Source organism: Paraburkholderia sp. SIMBA_054, assembly GCF_046534875.1.
Taxonomy (GTDB): domain Bacteria; phylum Pseudomonadota; class Gammaproteobacteria; order Burkholderiales; family Burkholderiaceae; genus Paraburkholderia; species Paraburkholderia hospita.
In genome coordinates, this window is sequence record NZ_JAWRXV010000735.1 from 1 (window position 1) to 273 (window position 273).

A 273-nucleotide genomic window follows, 5' to 3' on the forward strand; every position below is an offset into this window, starting at 1 on the left:
GAGTATGCGAACCAGACCGAAGCCGGTTGCGTCGAGCCCGAGCGGCGATCGTCGCGCACGTAGACCCACAGCCGGCCGGTGCGGGTCTTCCTGCTGCCCGGTGCGAGCACCGGGATCGGCGTGTCATCCGCGTGCAGCTTGGCGGCCGACACCGTATAGCGGCGCAGCGCCTCTGTTAGCGGTGCGCACAGCGCCTCGCACTGGCCGACCCAGCGGCCCATGCTGGCCCGGTCAAGCGTCACGCCGTCGCGCGCCGCGATCGTCGATTGCCGG

General features: G+C 71.4%; 1 protein-coding gene. It reads right to left on the reverse strand.

The genetic code is table 11. From position 1 onward, the window contains the following. A partial coding sequence (locus tag SB822_RS57040; RefSeq protein WP_410859099.1) for an IS66 family transposase occupies window positions 1-273 on the reverse strand: 273 nt, incomplete at both ends.